This window comes from Rufibacter sp. DG15C (genome assembly GCF_001577755.1).
In the GTDB taxonomy this organism is placed as follows: Bacteria; Bacteroidota; Bacteroidia; order Cytophagales; family Hymenobacteraceae; genus Nibribacter.
In genome coordinates this window covers 887,114-903,604 of sequence record NZ_CP010776.1, presented here as the reverse complement: position 1 = coordinate 903,604, position 16,491 = coordinate 887,114, and the positions used below count along the sequence as shown (strand labels likewise).

12 protein-coding genes are annotated in these 16,491 nt (G+C 49.8%); 6 read left to right on the top strand and 6 right to left on the bottom strand.

Going from position 1 to position 16,491, the window contains the following annotated elements; translation table 11 throughout:
• The first annotated feature begins 151 nt into the window (after positions 1 to 151).
• The 4 genes from nuoK to TH61_RS03735 are packed head-to-tail and all read left to right on the top strand — an operon-like array spanning position 152 to position 5,378.
• On the top strand, positions 152 to 481 hold the full coding sequence (nuoK, locus tag TH61_RS03750) for an NADH-quinone oxidoreductase subunit NuoK (protein WP_066506053.1): 330 nt from the start codon (positions 152 to 154) through the stop codon (positions 479 to 481).
• A gap of 60 nt (positions 482 to 541) precedes the next feature.
• On the top strand, positions 542 to 2,497 hold the full coding sequence (nuoL, locus tag TH61_RS03745; protein WP_082780289.1) for an NADH-quinone oxidoreductase subunit L: 1,956 nt from the start codon (positions 542 to 544) through the stop codon (positions 2,495 to 2,497).
• A gap of 10 nt (positions 2,498 to 2,507) precedes the next feature.
• Complete coding sequence (locus TH61_RS03740; protein ID WP_066506052.1) at positions 2,508 to 3,959, top strand: NuoM family protein; 1,452 nt, start codon at positions 2,508 to 2,510, stop codon at positions 3,957 to 3,959.
• 42 nt (positions 3,960 to 4,001) lie between these two features.
• Positions 4,002 to 5,378 carry an NADH-quinone oxidoreductase subunit N gene (locus TH61_RS03735; protein WP_066506049.1) on the top strand — a complete coding sequence of 459 codons (1,377 nt, stop codon included), beginning with the start codon at positions 4,002 to 4,004 and terminating at the stop codon, positions 5,376 to 5,378.
• 111 nt (positions 5,379 to 5,489) lie between these two features.
• Here TH61_RS03735 and TH61_RS03730 read toward each other — a convergent pair whose 3' ends face one another.
• The 5 genes from TH61_RS03730 to aspS form a co-directional block, all read right to left on the bottom strand.
• Positions 5,490 to 6,206, bottom strand: a complete 717-nt coding sequence (locus TH61_RS03730; protein WP_066506046.1) for a LytTR family DNA-binding domain-containing protein — start codon at positions 6,204 to 6,206, stop codon at positions 5,490 to 5,492.
• Positions 6,187 to 7,245, bottom strand: a complete 1,059-nt coding sequence (locus tag TH61_RS03725) for a sensor histidine kinase (RefSeq protein WP_066506043.1) — start codon at positions 7,243 to 7,245, stop codon at positions 6,187 to 6,189. Before TH61_RS03725 ends, TH61_RS03730 begins: the two co-directional genes overlap by 20 nt.
• A 9-nt stretch (positions 7,246 to 7,254) precedes the next feature.
• Positions 7,255 to 8,121 carry an alpha/beta fold hydrolase gene (locus TH61_RS03720; protein ID WP_066506039.1) on the bottom strand — a complete coding sequence of 289 codons (867 nt, stop codon included), beginning with the start codon at positions 8,119 to 8,121 and terminating at the stop codon, positions 7,255 to 7,257.
• Positions 8,122 to 8,244: 123 nt separating this feature from the next.
• A complete protein-coding gene (locus TH61_RS03715; RefSeq protein ID WP_066506036.1) occupies positions 8,245 to 8,610 on the bottom strand; it encodes a hypothetical protein in 366 nt (121 codons plus the stop codon).
• 292 nt (positions 8,611 to 8,902) lie between these two features.
• Positions 8,903 to 10,657, bottom strand: a complete 1,755-nt coding sequence (aspS, locus tag TH61_RS03710) for an aspartate--tRNA ligase (protein WP_066506034.1) — start codon at positions 10,655 to 10,657, stop codon at positions 8,903 to 8,905.
• Between the two features lie 363 nt (positions 10,658 to 11,020).
• Between aspS and TH61_RS03705 the strand changes: the two genes are divergently transcribed.
• Together TH61_RS03705 and TH61_RS03700 are read left to right on the top strand one after the other, a co-directional pair.
• On the top strand, positions 11,021 to 13,498 hold the full coding sequence (locus TH61_RS03705; protein ID WP_066506033.1) for a TonB-dependent receptor: 2,478 nt from the start codon (positions 11,021 to 11,023) through the stop codon (positions 13,496 to 13,498).
• 589 nt (positions 13,499 to 14,087) lie between these two features.
• Complete coding sequence (locus TH61_RS03700; RefSeq protein ID WP_066506031.1) at positions 14,088 to 14,621, top strand: hypothetical protein; 534 nt, start codon at positions 14,088 to 14,090, stop codon at positions 14,619 to 14,621.
• A gap of 181 nt (positions 14,622 to 14,802) precedes the next feature.
• Here TH61_RS03700 and pruA read toward each other — a convergent pair whose 3' ends face one another.
• Positions 14,803 to 16,455 carry an L-glutamate gamma-semialdehyde dehydrogenase gene (pruA, locus tag TH61_RS03695; RefSeq protein ID WP_066506029.1) on the bottom strand — a complete coding sequence of 551 codons (1,653 nt, stop codon included), beginning with the start codon at positions 16,453 to 16,455 and terminating at the stop codon, positions 14,803 to 14,805.
• Positions 16,456 to 16,491: the final 36 nt, after the last annotated feature.

Sequence of the window (16,491 nt, the reverse complement as noted above, 5' to 3'; positions counted from 1 at the left end):
TCAAGCCAAAAACGCCAAGTACAATCGACAGAAGCAGATTGCAGGCACCTAGCAAGTAGGCGCCTTTTAATGTGGATTTACCAAAAAATGGGAATAACTTTGGCCGCCGTTCACGCGCCCGGGCAAGGCAATTCCTGCGAATACAAAAACCATGAATGAGATACCTGAGGTAATCAGAACCATCCCGTTGAACTACTACCTGTTCTTCAGTACTATGCTGTTCTGTATTGGGGTTACGGGCGTATTGGTTCGTCGTAATGCCATCATCATCTTTATGTGCATTGAGTTGATGCTGAACTCTGTGAACTTGTTGCTCACGGCTTTCTCAGCGTACCGCTCAGACCCGCACGGACAGATTTTTGTGTTCTTCATCATGGCAGTTGCCGCCGCCGAAGTGGCTGTGGGTCTTGCCATCATTGTGATGATTTACCGCAACCTGCGCACCACAGACATACATTTCCTGAACAAATTGAAGTGGTAGACAGACGTGTAGTCTCTGCCTGAATCTGTTAAGCATACCGTTTCATATACGCTTTACCAAATGCAAGAATTTATTTTGCCGGCAAACAATTCTGAGATGCGTCTCATTACGTTGCTGATTCCGCTCCTGCCGTTCATCGGGTTTCTGATTAACGGGCTAGGCAACCGGAAATTGCCGAAAGGGCTGGCGGGACTCATTGGCTGTGCCTCTGTCCTGGGCTCGTTCCTGCTGTCTTTGTACCTGTTCTTCGGGTTTGAGGGATACGGCAACCGTCCGTACACCACGCAAATCTTTGACTGGATTAACGTCGCCAACCTGCAGATTCCGTTCGCCTTCCAGATTGACCAGTTGTCGCTGGTGATGCTGTTGTTGGTGACGGGCGTGGGTTCTGTGATTCATATCTACTCAGCGGGCTACATGAGCCATGATGAGAACTTCGGTAAATTCTTCTCCTTCCTCAACCTGTTTGTGTTCTCCATGCTCCTTTTAGTGATGGGTTCTAACTACGTGATGATGTTTGTGGGTTGGGAAGGCGTGGGTCTTTGCTCGTACCTGCTCATCGGGTTCTGGAACAAGGTAACGCCATATAACAATGCTGCTAAGAAAGCCTTCATCATCAACCGCATTGGTGACTTAGGCTTCTTGCTGGGAATCTTCTTAATCTTTATCACCTATGGTAGCGTGAGCTACGGCGAGGTGTTCAACCAAGCCTCACAGCTGAACCAGGTTAACGATGGCGTAGTGATTGCCATTACCTTGTTGCTGTTTGTGGGTGCCATGGGTAAATCTGCCCAGTTGCCGCTTTACACGTGGTTACCAGACGCGATGGCCGGTCCAACCCCGGTATCTGCCTTGATTCACGCCGCTACTATGGTGACGGCGGGTATCTATATGGTGATTCGCTCCAACGTGCTCTATACCTTGGCACCGGACACGCTTGAGTTCGTGGCCATCATTGGTTTGGCTACGGCTTTGTTTGCCGCTACCATTGGCTTGTTCCAAAACGACATCAAAAAAGTATTGGCGTACTCTACCGTGAGTCAGCTGGGGTATATGTTCCTGGCGCTTGGCGTGATGGCGTATTCATCCTCTCTGTTCCACGTATTGACGCACGCCTTCTTCAAAGCCCTTCTATTCTTGGGCGCGGGTAGCGTGATTCACGCTATGTCTGGCGAGCAGGATTTGCGCAGAATGGGCGGCCTGAAAAAAGTATTGCCTATCACCTTCCTGACATTCTTAATCGGGACGCTGGCCATTTCTGGTATTCCACCGTTTGCCGGTTTCTTTTCTAAAGACGAGTTGTTGGCGCACGTGTTTGTGCACAGCAAAGTGATGTGGACCTTTGGTCTGTTGACCTCGTTCATGACGGCCTTCTACATGTTCAGACTGTTGTATCTGGCTTTCTTCGGGGAGTTCAGAGGCACCGAAGAACAGCGCAAGCATTTGCACGAGTCACCAGCCGTGATGACCATTCCATTGATTATCCTGGCCATCCTTTCCACCATTGGTGGATTCATGGGCTTGCCGGCGGTATTCAGCCAGAACCACATGCTGGGTAACTTCCTATCACCAATCTATGAGCTGGCCAGAAGAGCCGTGCCAAGTGCGTTTGAAGCACCACACCTTTCGCATGAGACAGAATACATGTTGATGGGCGTTTCTGTGGCTGTGGCAGTAGTCGCCATCATCTTGGCTTATGTCATCTATGGCAAAAAGAAATCTGTTCCTGCTGAGGAAGGCGCCGCTTTGTCTCCTTTGCACAAGCTGGTGTACAACAAGTACTACGTGGACGAGCTGTATGACGCTATCCTAGTGAAACCAGTCATGGCCATGTCTACGGGCCTACACCGTTTCGTGGAGAAGGGCATCATTGACCCTATCGTGAACGGTTTCGGGAAAGCTACTTTGGGTGGCGGACGCACCTTGCGCTTTGTACAGAGCGGAGCCACCGGTTCTTACATTCTGATGATGGTGCTGGGCATCGCGTTAATTTTATTGCTGAACTTTATTATCTGATAGGCCACACATGTTAACCGCATTATTAATCTTATGGCCTGCTGTGGCCGCACTGCTGGTACTGTTGGTAAAAGGACAGGGAGCCAAGAAAGTAGCATTTGGCGCAGCCTTGGTAGAATTGCTTTTGGGAATCTGGGCATGGGTTGGTTTTAACCCGGCAGACAGCTCAGCCCAGTATTTAATTAACCTTCCGTGGATTGAATCTGCGGGCATTGTGTTTAAAGTAGGCATGGACGGCATCAGCTTACTGCTGGTGTTGCTGACGGTATTCTTATTGCCGTTGATTATCCTGTCCACCTTCAAACACAACTATGAGCGTCCGTCGTCTTTCTATGCCTTGATTCTGTTTATGCAGACCGGTTTGATTGGTGTGTTCACGGCGCTGGATGCCTTCTTGTTCTACTTCTTCTGGGAGGTAGCCTTGATTCCAATCTACTTCATTGCCGGCCTTTGGGGCGGTGAGAACAGAATTAGAGTGACGTTCAAGTTCTTCTTGTACACAGTCTTCGGTTCGTTGTTCATGCTGGCCGCGTTTGTGTATCTGTACTTCCAGACGCCAGGCACGCATACGTCTGAACTTTCGGCTTTCTACCAACTGGTGTTGGATGCGGGTACGCAGAGCTGGCTGTTCTGGTTCTTGTTCATTGCCTTCGCTATTAAAATGCCGGTGTTCCCGTTCCATACCTGGCAACCAGACACGTACGCCGAGGCTCCGACCGCCGGCACCATGTTGCTGTCTGGTATCATGCTGAAGATGGGTATCTATGGCGTCCTGCGCTGGTTGTTGCCAGTGGTGCCCTTGGGTGTTAGCCAGTGGGCTACGGTGGCCATCGTCCTGTCTATTATCGGGATTGTGTACGGAGCCATCATCGCCATCCGGCAGCATGACATGAAGCGCCTGATTGCGTTCTCTTCCATCTCGCACGTGGGTCTGATTGCCGCTGGTTTGTTCACGTTGACAGAGCAGGGCTTGCAAGGCGTGATGATACAGATGCTGAGCCACGGTATCAACGTGGTAGGCTTGTTCTTCATCATTGACATCATTCAACAGCGCACCGGTACCCGCGAAATTGCCGCCATGGGTGGTATCACGCAGAAGGCACCATTCCTGACCGTTTGCTTTATGGTCTTGATGCTAGGCGCCGTTGCTTTGCCGTTGACCAATGGGTTTGTGGGCGAGTTCCTGCTCTTGATGGGCGTGTACCAGTACAATGCCTGGATGGGTGCGGTAGCCGGTCTGACCATCATCTTGGGAGCCGTGTACATGTTGCGCATGTTCCAGCGCGTGATGTTCGGGGAGACCAACCACATCACCGAGGTATTCACCGATTTGACTTTTACGGAGAAAGCCGTATTGGTACCTTTGGTCATCATGGTGTTCTGGATTGGCTTGAACCCCAATACGTTTTTGAACATCTCTGAACCGGCCATTGGGCAGTTGCTGAACGTGATTAACCGCTAAGTTTAGCGACAATAGTATATACACAGGAGAAATTACCTGCACATGACCTCATTAATTCTACTCTCTATTTTTGGTATTGTGAACCTGTTCTTAGGGTTCATGAAATCTAAAAAGGTACTTATGCCTATGGTAATGCTGTTTCTGGCAGTTTCCTTGGGCGCTACGTTACTGGACTGGAACAATCCTCAGACGTATTTCAACAACATGTTCACCATGGACAACTTCGCCGTCGGGTTTACCGCAGTGATGGTGTTGTCTACGCTGTTCATCCTGCCCTTCTCCAGCAAATATGGCCGCGATGAAGATGGTAACCTAGCCGAATACTATTCTTTGATGCTGTTCTCTTTGGTGGGCGGTATCATGATGGTAGGCTATGAGAACCTGTTGATGCTGTTCATCGGGATTGAGATTATGTCCATTAGCATGTACATCCTGGCTGGTTCTGACAAGCGCAACATCCTGTCTAATGAGGCCTCCATGAAGTACTTCTTGATGGGGTCTTTCTTCACGGGTATCATCTTGTTCGGGGTGGCGTTGTTGTACGGTGCCACCGGTTCTTTTGACTTGACTACCATCTCTGACGCCGCCAGAAACATTGACGCCGGCAACGCACCGTTGCTACTAATGGGTCTTCTGTTGGTGTTGATAGGAATCACCTTTAAAGTAGGGGCCGCGCCTTTCCACTTCTGGACGCCAGACGTGTATGAAGGTACGCCCACCGTGTTTACCAGTTATATGTCTACCGTGGTGAAAACGGCTGGTATTGCGGCTTTCTACAAATTGATGTCGGCGGCGTTTGGCGGAGTATATGAGCAGTGGTTCCCAACCGTGGTGGCCATCACCGTGTTGACTTTGTTGATTGGTAACATTGGCGCGGTGGCCCAAACCAGCATGAAGCGTATGCTAGCGTACTCCAGTATCTCGCACGCGGGCTACCTGATGATTGCCTTGACCTCATTCAATGACCGTTCTGAGAACGCCATCTTATTCTATTCACTGGCTTATTCAGTGGCTACTATCGCGGCATTCGGGATATTAAAGTACGTGGCAGACGAACGTAAATCAGATGCCTATGAGGCTTTCAATGGCTTGGGCAAGACAAATCCTTTGCTAGCATTTGTGATGACAGTAGCGATGTTGTCTTTGGCCGGTATACCGTTGACGGGCGGTTTCTTTGGGAAGTTGTTCCTGTTCTCTGCCGCTCTGGAGCAAGACATGCTGTGGCTGATTGTAGTGGCCATCCTGATGTCTGCCGTGGGTATCTACTATTACTTCAGAGTCATCATTGCCATGTATATGAAAGAGCCAGCCGGCGAGCGTATCACCGTTGATGCCTTGGCCAGCTTTACGCTAATTGCCTTGGTGGTATTGACCGTGCTGATGGGCGTTCTGCCAGACCTGTTCAATGACTTACTGTAAGCAAAACATAATTCTTTTAGAAAGCAGAAGAGGCGCTCCTAAGGGAGCGCCTCTTCTGCTTTCTGCGTTTTTAGTCCGTTTCCCAGAAATCAGCCTAAAAACGCACCTCTTCTACAAACTCATCAAATCCTTAAACACCTGCGTCTGCCTTCTGGAAACTTCCACTTCCTCGCCGCCTCTGAGTTGAATCTTGATGCTTCCGCTGAACCAGGGGTTAATCTGCTCAATGTAGTTCACGTTGATGATCTGCTGGCGGTTGGCCCGGAAGAACACCTTGGGGTCCAGACGGCTTTCCAGGTAATTCAAGGTTTTGAGGATGCAGGGCCGCTCGTTGTCAAAGGAGAGCAGGGCGTAATTACCATTGGATTCAATGAGACGCACTTGCTTCAAGGCGACAAACCAACAGCGCTCGCCGTCTTTCACAAACACCCGGTCGTCTTCGCTGAGCTGAGAAGGAGCAATGGCAGGCTTGACGGATGCTTGTCTAGACAGGGCTTTTTCCACGGCTTGGCGCAGGCGGTTTTCCTCAATGGGTTTCATGAGGTAGTCCAAGGCGTTTCGCTCAAAGGCTTGCAGGGCGTACTGGTCATAGGCGGTGGTGAAGATGACCTGCGGGACATGCTCCAAGGCCTCCAGCAGCTCGAAGCCGTTTTTCTGGGGTAGGTGAATGTCTAAGAAAACCAGGTCCGGCCGAAGCTCCTCAATGAGCGCAATGCCTTCTTCGGCGTTCTCGGCTTCGCCTACCAGTTCAAGTTCTGGAAACTTGGTGAGCAGGTGCTTCAGCTCCAGGCGCGCCAGCCGGGAGTCTTCAACTATGCAGATTCTCATACTTTTTGAAAGGTAGCGTGAGCATGGCGGTCACGCTGGTTTCTGTAGTTTGATGTAAAGCAAATGTACCGGGTTGGTCTAGCGAATGAGCGACGCGCTCCAGCAATCGCTGAATGCCGATGCCAGCAGGGGCAGACGAGGCGCCCAATCTACCGGTGTTCTCTACCTGTACCTGTAAATGCCCGTTCTGGCGGAGCAGAGACAATACAATTTGGCCTCCTTTAGCCTGCGTCCCGATGCCGTGTTTAATAGCATTCTCCACCAGTAACTGAATTCCCATGGGCGGAATGGCGGCTGATTTTAGGTCTTCGGCGACCTCAGAAGAGAAAGCCAGCTTGTCTTCAAAATGGATTTTCTCCAGGGCCACGTAATGGTCCAGAAACTCCAGCTCTTCGGCTAAGCTCACCAGGTTGTTGCGGTTGTAGCCAATTACGTAGCGCATCATGGCAGAAAGGCGCGTAATCATCTCGCGGGCCTTGGACGGGTCTTCCAGCACCAGGGACCTTATGTTGTTGAGACTATTGAACAGGAAATGCGGATTCAGTTGCGACCTTATAGCTTCCAGCTCGGCCTCTTTCAAAGACAGTTGCAGTTTGAGCGTTTCCACTTCCTTGGCTTTCCAGCGTTGAATGGATTGAAACCCGAAGTAAAAGGAGGACCAAGCGGTGAGTACCAAAATCCCATTGATGGAATACAGGAGAAGAATCAAAAAATCCATCTGATCCCAGGTGTAAGCCCCGCTAAAGACCATCTGGGCATAGGTAATCAATTGCACGAGCACAGAGCTGACAGCATTGTAGAGCAATATCAAAAGGGCCAGCTTGGGGATGGAAAGTTTCTGCCAGTGGTATTTTTTGGAAAGGAAGCGTTGTAGGTGCGTAGCTACCAGAAACAAGAAAGCACCGGTGAACTGGATGCCGTAAATGGTAGGGGAGCCTTTGAAGAACTTATAACTAATGAACAATCCCATAAAAAAGTAAAGGGTCCAGCCAATACCTTGGCAGACCCAATACCATTTTTGTTGACGTGCGTTAGACATGAACCGTGCTTATTTCTTCAGGAAGGCGTCCATTTGTGCAAACATCCAGGCAGGCTCATCATACATGATGAAGTGGCGGGCGGTGTCTGCTATCTTAACTTCGGCGGAAGGCAAGTTAGCAAATTGCCCCTTATACATGTTGGTGGTTGTATCTTTGGTCACGCCGTAATTTTTGTACCCGAACCAAGCACCCAATACCAACACCGGCGATTTGATAGCGGCGATGTCTTTGCGCAGGTCTGTGGTGTACATTTCATACATGGCCTGGCCGGTGGTTTTATAGTCAGACTTTCTACCCCAGTCAATCACCTTCTTGATGTGCACCGAGTCCGTGGCCATGGTCACGCCGTAGCTGGCCTCCTGTTGTTTCTGCATCTCGGGGCTCATCTTAGCCATGGAATTCTTCATCTGGTCGGCCATGGGCTTGATGGTTTCCACGGTGGCGTTTGGGTTCTGGGCGGCGCCAATGTACGGCAGGCCGTCTACCACTACAACTTTCCCAAACAGCTCAGGCGCTTTGACACTCAAGGACAGCACCATGTACCCGCCCAGGCTATGGCCCACCAATACTGGTTTCTTGAGCTTAGTCTCCTGCACGTAGGTGATGATTTCGTCGCGCACGGTGTTCAGGAAATGGTCAGTTTGGATGGCCGGCTGTCCGGCAAAACCGGGTAAGGTCAGTACGTAACAGGTGTAGTTTTTCTGGTAGTGTTTTACGGTCTCGTCCCATACCTCACCGTCAGAATTCAAACCAGGAATCAGAATCATGGCTGGGCCTTTGCCGGTTTTCACTACTTTGAACGAGGGGGCTTTGGCTTGTGCTGTCAAGGTGATGAACAGCAACAGAGTTAGGAGAGAAGTTAGTTTTGCTTTCATGGTTTCTATGGATTAGGGTTTTAAGTGCGATTGCTTGATACAAAGATGCAGGAAGTCACCATGCTAGAGAAGTGAAATATGATGAGCGGTTGTTCGGATGTGTGAACGGCAGAGGCTCTTGTTTTACTTGGAAGGGGATGTCGTTTTTGGCTTGTTTACTGAGGAATAAGCGAAAAATGCCTGAAAGCGATTTCTAGAGAAGAACCCTTTGTTGTGGGTATTAATGACTAATTTGTTGCATCTCTTCTGGTAAGCGCTCACGGCCGCGGGGGCCCGTCCTGGCCCTTCGCACTGCTGTTGTACTCTGGGCCTGTGGGGCCCTGCCTTCGGCAACGAAACAACAGAGGCGCTCAGGGTCAGGACTGGCTTGGGTCCCAGTTCTGTAATGGCCTGATGGTGGGTTTGTTGCTTACAGGCAATGGCAGGTACTGTCGCTGCAGAGGCATGCGTGCTGCGCACGGTTTGCTTGATCTGATGTCCCGTGGCCATGGTTCAAGTCTGCGACTCGGACCCATGGTGGAGGCAGTCTGCGACTGCCGCGAAGCACTAGACTTCAACCTGCGCATTCCGTCCCCCTTTGAAGGGGGTAGGGGGATGACTAGGGCCATGTCCGGCTAGAACTGCCACTACTCAAAAGGCTTCATAGCATCCGGCAGGACCTGAGAGACTCTCTGCTAAATCGCTTTTGGCTTAATTTCTAGAAAACAGGCCAAAACGAAAGAGCCTGCAAAGTACAACTCCGCAGGCTCTTTTATAACAATCAACAATCAACAATCAACAATTAGCCTTTCAACTTCACGTCAATCTGCAACTCATCCAGTTGCGCTTGCGCGATAGGGGAGGGAGCGTCTATCATGACATCACGGCCGGAGTTGTTTTTAGGGAAGGCGATGAAGTCACGGATGGAGTCAGCGCCACCGAACAGGGAGCAAAGACGGTCAAACCCGAAAGCGATACCGCCGTGCGGAGGAGCGCCGTACTCAAAGGCGTCTAGCAGGAACCCGAACTGGGCCTGTGCTTCCTCTGGGGAGAAACCTAGCAGGTTGAACATGCGTGACTGCACCGCGCGGTCATGGATACGGATAGAACCTCCGCCCACTTCTACGCCGTTAATCACCATGTCATAGGCATTGGCACGCACGGCGCCCGGGTTGGTGTCAATCAGGCCCATGTCCTCTGGCTTTGGTGAGGTGAACGGGTGGTGCATGGCGTGGTAGCGGTTGCTTTCCTCGTCCCACTCCAACAGCGGGAAGTCCAGCACCCACAGCGTAGAGAATGTGTCCTTGTCGCGCATGCCCAAACGGGTGCCCATCTCTAGACGCAATTCATTCAAGGCTTTTCTTGTTTTATCTGCGCCGCCGGCCAAGACTAACAGCAAGTCACCCGGCTGGGAGTTGAAGGCTTGCGCCCACAGTTGCAGGTCTTCTGGCGAGTAGAATTTGTCCACGCTTGATTTCACGCTTCCGTCTTCCTGCACGCGGGCGTACACCAAACCGGTGGCACCTACCTGTGGGCGCTTCACGAAGTCTGTGAGCTCATCCAATTGCTTGCGGGTGAAATGGGCACTGCCACTGGCGTTGATGCCCACCACCAGCTCGGCATCGTCAAATACCTTGAAGCCTTTGTTCTTTACCACGTCATTCAGCTCCACAAACTGCATCCCGAAACGGGTATCTGGCTTGTCTGAGCCATAGAGGCGCATCGCATCTGCGTACGTCATGCGTGGGAAATCTGGTAACTCAATGCCTTTCACGGCACGGAACAGTTGCTTCACTAGCCCTTCAAAGGTGTTCAAAATGTCTTCTTGCGTCACAAAGGACATTTCGCAGTCAATCTGGGTAAACTCCGGCTGGCGGTCGGCGCGCAGGTCTTCATCTCTAAAGCATTTCACAATCTGGAAGTACTTGTCAAAACCCGACACCATTAACAACTGCTTGAACGTCTGCGGGGATTGTGGCAGGGCGTAGAACTCACCGGGGTTCATGCGGCTAGGCACTACAAAGTCGCGGGCGCCTTCGGGTGTTGACTTGATCAAGACCGGGGTCTCTACTTCAATAAAGCCCTGTCCGTCTAAATATGCGCGCGTCTGCTGACCGATGCGGTGACGCAGTTCCAAACTCTTGCGTACCGGGTTCCGGCGAAGGTCCAGGTAGCGGTACTTCATGCGCAGGTCATCACCGCCGTCGGTTTCGTCTTCAATCAAGAAGGGAGGGAGTTTGGCAGGATTCAGGATTTCAAGGTCCATTACCTTAATCTCTACATCGCCTGTGCCAATTTTATCATTCTTAGACACGCGCTCAATCACGGTGCCGGTGGCTTTTATCACAAACTCACGGCCCAGGGTGCGCGCCAGAGTAAGAGCCTCAGGGTTAGAAACGCCTTCTTCCAGCATCAGCTGCGTGATGCCGTAGCGGTCGCGCAGGTCCACCCAAAGCATACCGCCTTTGTCGCGTGATTTCTGAACCCAACCGGTCAGGACAACTTCCTGGCCTACATTCTCTAGGCGCAATTCGCCGCAGGTGTGTGAACGAAGCATTGTATCTCTATTTCTTAAGTCGCAAAAACAAGAAGCAAAGGTACACAATCTCCTTTGTTCTGCCGAAAGCCGTTTTTGGGGTATTTCCCATAAACGAGGCCAAAAACGGAAATACTTTCTGTACGCCCACTAGAACGGGGTGTACGGTGTCTGCTGTTCGGTTCTGGATAGGAAAGTGTCCGGTTTTATACACTTTGGAAGTGGTCTGTGTTTTAAGTGATTGACAATCAATGGTATAAAATGTTGGCACATAGCTTGTAAAAGGGTGAAAACGGCAAGGTGTGCGCTATAGTGTCCAAGTGGCTCATGCGCATGCAACTGCCTAAGAAATCCAAAGTCCTTACCCTTAGAAAACAATAGACTATGATGCACAAAGACAAACTTTTCCTGCTTTTCTTCCTTTTGCTGGTGGGCGTGGTGCCTGCCTGGGCGCAAGACGCCAATAGATTTGAGCTAAAAGGCAAACTGAAAGGCACCAAAGCTGAGCCTTTGCTGGCTGCCAACATCCAATTAGTGAAAGACTCCTCCATGGCCCTGGTCAAAGTAGAAGTCTCCGCAGAGGACGGCTCCTTCACGTTCAGCAACCTTCCGGCAGGTAAGTACAAGCTCATGGCTACGCACTATGACTACGCCACGTACCAGTCGGGCACCATCCAGCTGCGACAGAACACTGACCTAGGTGACCTGGTAATGCCAGAACGGGCCGTGGCTTTAAAAGAAATTAAAATTGAGCAGCAGAAGCCCTTGGTGGAACAGCACTTTGACAAAACGGTGCTTAACGTAGAGAACAGCATTGCCGCTACGGGCAGTACCGTGCTAGAAGTGCTGGAGAAAGCGCCTGGCGTGAACATTGACCAAAACGACAACATTAGCATGCGCGGCAAAGGCGGCGTGATTGTGATGGTGGACGGCAAGCCCGTGCCTATGTCTGGCGCAGAATTGGCTAACATGCTGCGCGGCATGGGGGCCAACACCGTGGCCAAGATTGATTTGATTACTAACCCATCGGCTAAGTATGATGCGGCGGGCAATGCCGGAATTATTGACATCAGGCTCAAGAAAGATAACCGCGTGGGTACCAATGGAACGCTGTCCTCTTCTTTGGGAATGGGCATGTATCCTAAAGCCAACCAAGGCTTGCAGCTCAACCACCGCAACAGGAACGTAAACGTGTTTGGCTCTTACAACTACGTGCACCGCAATGACATCAACAAACTGGACTTGTACCGCCAGTTCTATGAGGTGGTAGAATCTGATAAGGACGGTCCAAGATCTGGCAATCTGGTAGGTATTTATGATCAGAAAAACGTGTTTGGGCACATCATCAACGGGCACAATGGCAGAGTAGGAGTAGACTATACAGTTTCACCTAAAACCATTGTGGGCATAGTGGGCAGCGGCGCGTTCACAGACATTAACCGCACGGTCAACAACAAGGCTGATATCCTGGATGCCAACCGCCAGTATGAAAGTTCTTTCCTGACAAACGGTTTCACTGGTACCAATCGTAACAACCAAGCGCTCAACTTTAACCTGAAACACTCTATAGACTCTGCCGGCCGTGAGATTTCAGCGGATGTGGACTATGCCGCTTTTCAGGTCCGTGATTTGCAGAACATCAACATTTCTTTTGTGAACCCATCAAAGGTTACCCCAGATTCTACGCTATTCAGTGATTTAGACGGTGGCTTGGCTATTTATTCGGCTAAGGTAGACTACTCCCAGCCGTTGCCCTCTATCAGTGCTAACTTAGAGGCGGGTGTCAAGGCAAGCTTGGTGAAGGCAGACAATGACCTGCAGTTCTTTGACCGTTCTGAAGGTAGAAACACCTACCTGACTAAAATGAGCAATCACTTCCTGTACTCAGAGAACATCAATGCCGGGTACGTGAACCTGAATAAGAAATGGACCAAGTTGAGTTTGCAACTAGGGCTGCGCTTAGAGAATACTTTGGCAGAAGGAAAGCAATTGATCACCAATGATAACTTTGACCGGAACTACACCCAACTGTTCCCAAGTGCTTTTGTGGGTTATACCGTAAGTGAAAAGCATGACGTGGGCTTGTCCTTAAGCAGACGCATTGATAGACCTACGTATAATCAACTCAACCCCTTCAGATTCTTGCTGGACCAGACTACCTATTCACAAGGAAACCCTGCGTTGAAGCCACAGCTCACGTATTCCTTTGAGTTTACGCACACGCTTCTGCAAAAATTTGTAACAAAGCTGAGCTACAGCCGCACCACAGACGTGATTGTGAGCGTGCTTTCGCCTACAGATGAAACCACTGAGGACGGAAAGCCAATTGTAAAACAGCAAGACCAGAATTTGGCCCAGCTAGATTATTACGGCGTTACTGTCTCTGTGCCTGTTACAGTGGCCCGTTGGTTTACCAGCACCAATAATATTGAAATGTACTATGGCTTGTACCAGGGCAACTTGGCCAAGACCACCCTACGCAACGGAAGACCCACTTTAAACATCAACTCTAACAACTCCTTCTTGATGCCTAACAACTGGTCCGCAGAGTTGGTGGGAGTGTACCGCGCCCGTGAGATTTATGGTTTCTTGGATGTTGAGCCGGTTAGGTTTTTATCTGTGGGGGTGCAAAAGCAGTTTATGGACAAGAAAGCCAGCCTCAAGCTAAACGTGTCTGATGTCTTCTATTCCAATAAAACCCGCGCCACCACAGAGCTGACGGGTTATTTTGAGCGCTTTTACCAGCGCAGAGACACCCGCGTGGCCACTTTAAGCTTTACTTACAGATTTGGCAAGAGCCAGGTAGCGCCATCGCGTAGACGCACCGGCGGTGCCGAAGATGAGAAACGCCGTGCCGGATAAGTAATCACCTACTCTTTTCTAAAGCATCCTACATTGAGAGGGAGCCAAGAGGTGTAGTTAGCTACATCACTTGGCTCCCTCTTTTTTAATACGCTAGCTAATGAAGGAGATAGCTGATTTGGAATCAATGAATAATACTAACTGATTAGACAAGAGCTTGATTTTATTAACAGTCAGATATTCTGTATTTTTGTGATGCGGCTTTATTACTATATAAGGAATAGTATATAGTAAATTAAGTATATTTTTTAGGATTGTAGCTGCCTGTATTGAGCTGTTTATTACATCCAAGCAAGAAGTTATTATAATCTTATAGGAATATCTTTGAAGAATGCGCAAGGGGTAGTAACTAGCTTAAAATGTATAATAGCAAGAGTGCAGCCTAGGCTGCAAAAGGATTGTCAAAGACATTTATATATAAATAGGAAACAGTTAAATACAGCATTTACTTAAAATATCAGCAATGTTTGGTTTATTATGGCATAAGTCTAAATCGGGAAAGTCTAAAAAACGATACGAGACGAGCTCTACTAAGGAAGAATATTTTGATAGAGTAAATTACCCCCGCACGGCTGTAAGTTTATTGAACATGGTCACTGATAATAAGTCGGTTGCAGAGAATTCTGACCTGACTATTACCTTCAGAGGCGTGGAGTTTGGCACTACCTTGAAAGAGGCAAGACAGACCCTTGGTAAACCAGATTTACATGCTCACCGTGACATGGAGGTAGAAGGACATGAGATCCTTTTTTACTCTTCTTCCATTGGCTCTGTACGCGTCACGCAGTGTCTTCATTTTAAAGATGACAGCTTCTTTTTGGGGCAGACCATCTTGAGAAGACCATCCCAGGAGCAATACAAGGCCTTTTTAGAAAAGGTGTTGGAGAAATATGAGTTGATGCCTTCTAAAGGAGCCAGCGTGTCTGACCTAGAGGCGCAGCTGCCGGTATGTGATGCCAGCCGTAACCGCATTGAGTTTACGCAGGCCTTCCACTTGACCATCAACTACATCTCTGGTGACCCACAGATAGCAGACGCGTTTGATGACGTGCGCACCCAGAAGCAACGCAAACGTTCATCCGCTAGAGCTTCTTTCAGGGAGCAGGTAGAGAACTTTATTTAGAATACAGTACCAATCCAAACTACACAAACAACTGCCCTTTCTCTTTAGAGGAAGGGCTTTTTTATGGGCAATTACCAACCTTAAAAATCAATGAATCCCGCCAGTTCTGGTCCTAAATGAAAACAGCCCAAGAACGGAGAACCGTTTTTGGGCTGTTTTCTAAAAATTAGGCTAAAAACGCTTAAATGGCGCCTTCTGCGGCGCTTCCGCGCTGTAAGAAAGGATAGCGATAGTCTACTGGCGGTACAAACGTTTCTTTAATGGTACGGGCGGTTGTCCAACGCAACAGGTTCAGCATAGAGCCGGCCTTGTCATTGGTACCAGACGCGCGTGATCCACCAAACGGCTGTTGGCCTACTACGGCGCCAGTTGGCTTGTCATTGATGTAGAAATTACCTGCCGCGTGGCTCAGTTTTTTAGACGCTACATCAATGGCGTAACGGTCATTAGAGAAAATGGCACCGGTCAAGGCATACGGAGAGGTTTTGTCTACCATCTCCAGCGTCTCCTCAAACTTGTTCTCGTCATACACGTGCAAGGTCAACACCGGGCCGAAGAGCTCTTCGCACATGGTCACGTATTGCGGATCTTGCGCCACTATGATGGTTGGCTCAATGAAGTAGCCTTTGCTCTTGTCATAGTTACCACCGGCAATGATCTCTACGCCTTTGTCTTTCTTGGCGGCGTCAATGTACTTGGCCAGTTTGTCAAAAGACTTCTCGTCAATCACCGCGTTGATGAAATTTCCGAAGTCCTGCGGGTCGCCCATCTCTAAGGATTTCAAGTCTTCAATCACGTACTTTTTCACGTCATCCCAGATGTTGCTAGGAACATACGCTCTAGAGGCCGCCGAACATTTCTGTCCCTGATACTCAAAGGCACCGCGGGTAATGGCTACGGCTACTTCTTTGGCATCCGCTGATTTATGGGCTACAATAAAGTCCTTACCGCCGGTCTCCCCTACAATGCGTGGGTAGTTGCGGTAGTTGCCTACGTTCTCGCCAATGGTTTTCCAGATGTTATTGAAAACGCCGGTACTACCGGTGAAGTGGATACCAGAGAAATCACGGTGCTTGAAGATGACGTCACCAGCAGTTGGGCCATCCACATAAACTAGGTTAATCACGCCGTCTGGCACGCCAGCGGCTTTGAACAAGTCCATGATCACTTTAGCCGAGTAAATCTGCGTGTTGGCTGGCTTCCAAACCACCACGTTGCCCATCAAGGCAGGAGCGGCCGGTAAGTTGGCGGCAATGGAGGTGAAGTTGAACGGTGTCAAGGCGAAGATAAAACCTTCAAGCGGGCGGTGCTCCAAACGGTTCCACATGCCAGGTAATGACTCTGGTTGCATCTTGTAGATGTCGGTCATGTACTTCACGTTGAACTTGAAGAAGTCAATCAGCTCGCAGGCGGCATCAATCTCAGCCTGAAAAGCGTTCTTAGACTGACCCAGCATGGTAGCGGCGTTCATGCGCGCTCTGAAAGGACCGGCCAACAAATCGGCGGCTTTCAAGAAGATGGCGGCGCGGCTTTCCCAGGGCATGTTGGCCCATTGCTCACGGGCGGCCAAGGCGGCGTCAATGGCTTGCTGTACGTGGCTGGCATCTCCCTGGTGGTAATTGGCAATCACGCGTTTGTGGTCATGCGGAGGCGCGATGGTAGCGGTCTTGCCGCTGCGCACCTCTTCGCCGCCAATGTACATGGGGATGTCTAACTGCTGTTCGCGCAGTTCATTGTATGTGTTGAGAAGTTCTTCTCTTTCTTTGCTGCCCGGAGCGTAGCTCTTCACAGGCTCGTTCACCGGAATGGGAACATTGAAAAATCCGTTGGCCATATTGACTATAGTTTTAGATTCTGGTTATGGTGTAAA

What these genes read in the sequence shown, in the direction of transcription:
- TH61_RS03730 (WP_066506046.1), bottom strand. Translation starts at nt 6,206, where the DNA reads ATGAGAATCTGCATAGTTGAAGACTCCCGGCTGGCGCGCCTGGAGCTG.
- TH61_RS03705 (WP_066506033.1), top strand. Translation starts at nt 11,021, where the DNA reads ATGATGCACAAAGACAAACTTTTCCTGCTTTTCTTCCTTTTGCTGGTG.
- nuoK (WP_066506053.1), top strand. Translation starts at nt 152, where the DNA reads ATGAATGAGATACCTGAGGTAATCAGAACCATCCCGTTGAACTACTAC.
- TH61_RS03720 (WP_066506039.1), bottom strand. Translation starts at nt 8,121, where the DNA reads ATGAAAGCAAAACTAACTTCTCTCCTAACTCTGTTGCTGTTCATCACC.
- nuoL (WP_082780289.1), top strand. Translation starts at nt 542, where the DNA reads ATGCAAGAATTTATTTTGCCGGCAAACAATTCTGAGATGCGTCTCATT.
- TH61_RS03715 (WP_066506036.1), bottom strand. Translation starts at nt 8,610, where the DNA reads ATGGCCACGGGACATCAGATCAAGCAAACCGTGCGCAGCACGCATGCC.
- TH61_RS03725 (WP_066506043.1), bottom strand. Translation starts at nt 7,245, where the DNA reads ATGTCTAACGCACGTCAACAAAAATGGTATTGGGTCTGCCAAGGTATT.
- aspS (WP_066506034.1), bottom strand. Translation starts at nt 10,657, where the DNA reads ATGCTTCGTTCACACACCTGCGGCGAATTGCGCCTAGAGAATGTAGGC.
- TH61_RS03700 (WP_066506031.1), top strand. Translation starts at nt 14,088, where the DNA reads ATGGTCACTGATAATAAGTCGGTTGCAGAGAATTCTGACCTGACTATT.
- pruA (WP_066506029.1), bottom strand. Translation starts at nt 16,455, where the DNA reads ATGGCCAACGGATTTTTCAATGTTCCCATTCCGGTGAACGAGCCTGTG.
- TH61_RS03735 (WP_066506049.1), top strand. Translation starts at nt 4,002, where the DNA reads ATGACCTCATTAATTCTACTCTCTATTTTTGGTATTGTGAACCTGTTC.
- TH61_RS03740 (WP_066506052.1), top strand. Translation starts at nt 2,508, where the DNA reads ATGTTAACCGCATTATTAATCTTATGGCCTGCTGTGGCCGCACTGCTG.